This is a genomic window from Yoonia sp. 208BN28-4 (assembly GCF_037543925.1).
Taxonomy (GTDB): Bacteria; Pseudomonadota; Alphaproteobacteria; order Rhodobacterales; family Rhodobacteraceae; genus Yoonia.
Genome location: NZ_JBBIFY010000008.1, coordinates 1 through 5,952 on the forward strand (window position 1 = coordinate 1; position 5,952 = coordinate 5,952).

At 52.7% G+C, this 5,952-nt stretch carries 3 tRNA genes, 3 rRNA genes and 1 pseudogene; 6 read left to right on the forward strand and 1 reads right to left on the reverse strand.

Annotated features, from left to right (window positions below):
- The 6 genes from V8J84_RS16755 to V8J84_RS16780 form a co-directional block, all read left to right on the forward strand.
- Window positions 1-1,124 (forward strand): 16S ribosomal RNA (locus V8J84_RS16755); the annotation flags it as partial.
- 172 nt (window positions 1,125-1,296) lie between these two features.
- Window positions 1,297-1,372: transfer RNA gene (locus V8J84_RS16760), tRNA-Ala, on the forward strand.
- 3 nt (window positions 1,373-1,375) lie between these two features.
- Window positions 1,376-1,452, forward strand: a tRNA-Ile gene (locus tag V8J84_RS16765).
- Window positions 1,453-1,847: 395 nt separating this feature from the next.
- Window positions 1,848-4,681: ribosomal RNA gene (locus tag V8J84_RS16770) — 23S ribosomal RNA — on the forward strand.
- Window positions 4,682-4,803: 122 nt separating this feature from the next.
- Window positions 4,804-4,918: ribosomal RNA gene (gene rrf / locus V8J84_RS16775) — 5S ribosomal RNA — on the forward strand.
- Between the two features lie 201 nt (window positions 4,919-5,119).
- Window positions 5,120-5,196, forward strand: a tRNA-Met gene (locus tag V8J84_RS16780).
- A gap of 498 nt (window positions 5,197-5,694) precedes the next feature.
- On the opposite strand, the pseudogene V8J84_RS16785 reads toward V8J84_RS16780, so the two are convergent.
- Window positions 5,695-5,952 (reverse strand): annotated as a pseudogene (locus V8J84_RS16785) (TRAP transporter permease); the annotation flags it as partial.

Below are 5,952 nucleotides of genomic sequence, written 5' to 3' on the forward strand. Positions count from 1 at the left end.
CAATGGGCGCAAGCCTGATCTAGCCATGCCGCGTGAGTGACGAAGGCCTTAGGGTCGTAAAGCTCTTTCGCCAGAGATGATAATGACAGTATCTGGTAAAGAAACCCCGGCTAACTCCGTGCCAGCAGCCGCGGTAATACGGAGGGGGTTAGCGTTGTTCGGAATTACTGGGCGTAAAGCGTACGTAGGCGGATTGGAAAGTTGGGGGTGAAATCCCGGGGCTCAACCCCGGAACTGCCTCCAAAACTATCAGTCTAGAGTTCGAGAGAGGTGAGTGGAATTCCAAGTGTAGAGGTGAAATTCGTAGATATTTGGAGGAACACCAGTGGCGAAGGCGGCTCACTGGCTCGATACTGACGCTGAGGTACGAAAGTGTGGGGAGCAAACAGGATTAGATACCCTGGTAGTCCACACCGTAAACGATGAATGCCAGACGTCAGGGGGCTTGCCCTTTGGTGTCACACCTAACGGATTAAGCATTCCGCCTGGGGAGTACGGTCGCAAGATTAAAACTCAAAGGAATTGACGGGGGCCCGCACAAGCGGTGGAGCATGTGGTTTAATTCGAAGCAACGCGCAGAACCTTACCAACCCTTGACATCCTATGACCGCCAGAGAGATCTGGTTTTCCCGTAAGGGACATAGTGACAGGTGCTGCATGGCTGTCGTCAGCTCGTGTCGTGAGATGTTCGGTTAAGTCCGGCAACGAGCGCAACCCACATCCTTAGTTGCCAGCATTCAGTTGGGCACTCTAGGGAAACTGCCCGTGATAAGCGGGAGGAAGGTGTGGATGACGTCAAGTCCTCATGGCCCTTACGGGTTGGGCTACACACGTGCTACAATGGTGCCTACAGTGAGTTAATCTCCAAAAGGCATCTCAGTTCGGATTGGGGTCTGCAACTCGACCCCATGAAGTCGGAATCGCTAGTAATCGCGTAACAGCATGACGCGGTGAATACGTTCCCGGGCCTTGTACACACCGCCCGTCACACCATGGGAGTTGGTTCTACCCGACGGCCGTGCGCTAACCCTTTTGGGAGGCAGCGGACCACGGTAGGATCAGCGACTGGGGTGAAGTCGTAACAAGGTAGCCGTAGGGGAACCTGCGGCTGGATCACCTCCTTTCTAAGGATGTTCCTAGCCAAGATTGCTTGCAATCTTCGTGGAACACTTAGCAAGATCAGCATTCAAAGCTGGTCGCAATCAGGCACATCGTTTTCCTTCGATGTGACCTAGAGCCATAACCGTCCTCATATCTCTTCAGACATTGTTCCAACCGTTTTGGAACAAACCTAATGGGGCGTTAGCTCAGCTGGGAGAGCACCTGCTTTGCAAGCAGGGGGTCATCGGTTCGATCCCGATACGCTCCACCAGATGGGTCGGTAGCTCAGGTGGTTAGAGCGCACGCCTGATAAGCGTGAGGTCGGAGGTTCAAGTCCTCCTCGACCCACCAAGACCTTAGGGATATACAATTTGATCGCTCAGCAGTTTACGAACTGTTGAGCCGTCCAATTGGACGTTGTGATCGTCAGATCACGTGACATCGTTTAGAGAGATACAACATCAGAATAGAGGCGCTGCGCGTAAGCAGTTGCCAGACAACATTCTGCTGTCGTTCAAAAGCTGTTTGAGCATCGCGCTCAAGTAGCCGGAGGCGGTAGCGCATAGAATGTCGAAAATCTATTTTGTTCCAAGTCAAGTACACTAACCGGAATGAGAGTAATCTCATTCGAACGGTGTCAGTTGCGAACCAGCGGCTGGCACTGCAATGTATGCATTTTGATTAAGGGCCCTTTTGATTTTACAAAAGGGAGGGCCCACGGGAAAAGCCATGCTTTTTCTGGATCAAATCAAGCGCGAAAAGGGCGTTTGGTGGATGCCTTGGCAGTAAGAGGCGATGAAAGACGTGATACTCTGCGATAAGCCATGGGGAGCTGAGAATAAGCTTTGATCCATGGATTTCTGAATGGGGCAACCCACCTGATACTTTGTTATTACTTCCCGCGAGGGAGGCTAATAATGAGGTAAACCAGGTATTTGTAGACTGAATACATAGGTTTACAAAAGCAAACCCGGGGAACTGAAACATCTAAGTACCCGGAGGAAAGGAAATCAATTGATACTCCCCTAGTAGCGGCGAGCGAACGGGGACCAGCCGAGCCATGAGTGTGAATAGAATGTGTTGGAAAGCACAACCATAGTGGGTGACAGTCCCGTATATGAAGCATGATTGGACGTATTAAGTAGGGCGGAACACGTGAAATTCTGTCTGAAGATCGGAGGACCACCTTCGAAGGCTAAGTACTCCTTACTGACCGATAGCGAACCAGTACCGTGAGGGAAAGGTGAAAAGCACCCCGACGAGGGGAGTGAAACAGTACCTGAAACCGAACGCCTACAATCAGTTGGAGGGCCCTTGAGGCCTGACAGCGTACCTTTTGTATAATGGGTCATCGACTTGGTCTCACGAGCAAGCTTAAGCCGTTAGGTGTAGGCGCAGCGAAAGCGAGTCTTAATAGGGCGCATGAGTTCGTGGGATCAGACCCGAAACCGAGTGATCTAGGCATGTCCAGGATGAAGGTAAGGTAACACTTACTGGAGGTCCGAACCCACACCTGTTGAAAAAGGTCGGGATGAGGTGTGCCTAGGGGTGAAAGGCCAATCAAACTCGGAGATAGCTGGTTCTCTGCGAAATCTATTTAGGTAGAGCGTCATCCGAATACCCTCGGGGGTAGAGCACTGGATGGGTAATGGGGCCCCACAGGCTTACTGATCCTAACCAAACTCCGAATACCGAGGAGTACTAGATGGCAGACACACAGCGGGTGCTAACGTCCGTTGTGGAGAGGGAAACAACCCTGACCTACGACTAAGGCCCCTAATTCATGGCTAAGTGGGAAAGCAGGTGGGACGACCAAAACAACCAGGAGGTTGGCTTAGAAGCAGCCATCCTTTAAAGATAGCGTAACAGCTCACTGGTCTAAATAAGTTGTCCTGCGGCGAAGATGTAACGGGGCTCAAGCCATGAGCCGAAGTCTAGGATGCACATAGTGCATGGTAGCAGAGCGTAGTGTGACATAGTACCTGACGATATCAGCGCCTTTCGAGGTGTTGTGATCGTTATGGTGCTTTCTGTGAAGCCGGCCTGTGAGGGATCCGGTGGAGAGATCACTAGTGAGAATGATGACATGAGTAGCGACAAAGGGAGTGAGAGACTCCCTCGCCGAAAGTCCAAGGGTTCCTGCTTAAAGCTAATCTGAGCAGGGTAAGCCGACCCCTAAGGCGAGGCCGAAAGGCGTAGTCGATGGGAACCAGGTTAATATTCCTGGGCCAGGAGGATGTGACGGATCTCGAAGATTGTTTGCCCTTATCGGATTGGGCAGGCCGTTGAGAGGTTCCTGGAAATAGCCCTCCATGAGATCGTACCCTAAACCGACACAGGTGGACTGGTAGAGAATACCAAGGCGCTTGAGAGAACCACATTTAAGGAACTCGGCAAAATACCTCCGTAAGTTCGCGAGAAGGAGGCCCGTTCAGAACGCAAGTTTTGGGCGGGGGCACAAACCAGGGGGTGGCGACTGTTTACTAAAAACACAGGGCTCTGCGAAGTCGCAAGACGACGTATAGGGTCTGACGCCTGCCCGGTGCCTGAAGGTTAAAAGGAGGAGTGCAAGCTCCGAATTGAAGCCCAGGTAAACGGCGGCCGTAACTATAACGGTCCTAAGGTAGCGAAATTCCTTGTCGGGTAAGTTCCGACCTGCACGAATGGCGTAACGACTTCCCCGCTGTCTCAAATGTGGACTCAGCGAAATTGAATTGCCTGTCAAGATGCAGGCTCCCCGCGGTTAGACGGAAAGACCCCATGCACCTTTACTATAGCTTCGCATTGGCATCAGACACAGTATGTGCAGGATAGGTGGTAGGCTTTGAAGCAGTGACGCTAGTCATTGTGGAGCCTCCCTTGAGATACCACCCTTATTCTGTTTGATGTCTAACCGCGGTCCGTTATCCGGATCCGGGACCCTGCGTGGTGGGTAGTTTGACTGGGGCGGTCGCCTCCCAAATTGTAACGGAGGCGCGCGAAGGTTGGCTCAGAGCGGTCGGAAATCGCTCGTTGAGTGCAATGGCAGAAGCCAGCCTGACTGCGAGACTGACAAGTCGAGCAGAGTCGAAAGACGGCCATAGTGATCCGGTGGTCCCGAGTGGAAGGGCCATCGCTCAACGGATAAAAGGTACGCTGGGGATAACAGGCTGATGGTGCCCAAGAGTCCATATCGACGGCACCGTTTGGCACCTCGATGTCGGCTCATCTCATCCTGGGGCTGGAGCAGGTCCCAAGGGTACGGCTGTTCGCCGTTTAAAGAGGTACGTGAGCTGGGTTTAGAACGTCGTGAGACAGTTCGGTCCCTATCTTCCGTGGGTGTAGGATACTTGAGAAGAGTTGCCCCTAGTACGAGAGGACCGGGGTGAACGATCCACTGGTGGACCTGTTGTCGTGCCAACGGCAGTGCAGGGTAGCTATGATCGGACAGGATAACCGCTGAAGGCATCTAAGCGGGAAGCCCCCTTCAAAACAAGGTATCCCTGAGGACCGAGGTAGACCACCTCGTCGATAGGCCAGAGATGTAAGCGCAGCAATGCGTTCAGTTGACTGGTACTAATGGTCCGATAGGCTTGATTTGATCCAGTAATAGTCTGGCTCAATCATGATACATACACACACAACCCATCAGTATACACTGATATGGAACAAGCGACCTCCCTCGCATAAGGGTGGTTGCCTGATCGTTGGCTTCTTTTTTGATTTGGTGGTCATAGCGTGAGCAAAACACCCGATCCCATCCCGAACTCGGCCGTTAAGTGCCACAGCGCTGATGGTACTGCGTCTTAAGACGTGGGAGAGTAAGTCACTGCCAAATCTAATAAGAAGCCAACCGTATCTCTCGACGATGAAAACATAAGCGATCCATGCAAAATCTGACCAAATTGGCCATGCGCATGAACAGTGTCGCGGGATGGAGCAGCCCGCGTTTGTTACAAACTCTTCTTAAGAGTTTGCTCAACACAAACGCCTCGTCAGGCTCATAACCTGACACCACGAGGAACTGCACAAACGGTGGCGCGGGATGGAGCAGCCCGGTAGCTCGTCAGGCTCATAACCTGAAGGTCGTAGGTTCAAATCCTACTCCCGCAACCAACACCCTCATCATTTGAAAACCCCGTCAGGCCCATAACCTGAAGGGTTTTGTGCGTCCAGGAGGGGCTCCAGTGGAGCCACACAGCACAAAAAGGGCGATAGCCCAGGCGTAGGTTCAAATCCTACTCCCGCAACCAACACCCTCACCGATAAGAAACTCCGTCAGGCCATAACCTGAAGGGTTTTGTGCGTCCCCGGGGGGGGCTCCAGTGGAGCCACGCAGCACAAAACGGGCGATAGCCCCGGCGTAGGTTCAAATCCTCTCCCCGAAATGAGCAAACTCACACAGATACAAACGCGGCAGCCTCATAACCTGAGTGCTGTGGACTTGCCTACACGCGGTCAAGCGGAGCGATGGAGGCTCAGACATCCAAATCCCGGACCTAAGTACAACCGCAAGTCAATTGTCCGATTTATCGTCAGGCTCCGCGCTCAAATGGACCAATCGGCCCCCACGCAAACAAACCGCCAGAGCCCCAACCCACTCCTACAACAACGCTAAGCCGCAGCCCGCACACCGTCACCCGCAAACCGCACATTCCAAAACAGAAGAACAACAACAAACAAAGCGCCAACAACGTTCACCAGAACACCCGCAGGCCAAAGAGCCAAAAGCCCGGCCACGATACACAAAACACGGAAAAACAGCCCAAAAGGACGCTCCATACACCCCTGCAAAGCCGCAGAAAGCGCGTAAATTCCAACAACCGCAAACACAAATACGCGCAGCATCAACGGCCAATCGCCTGATAGAAA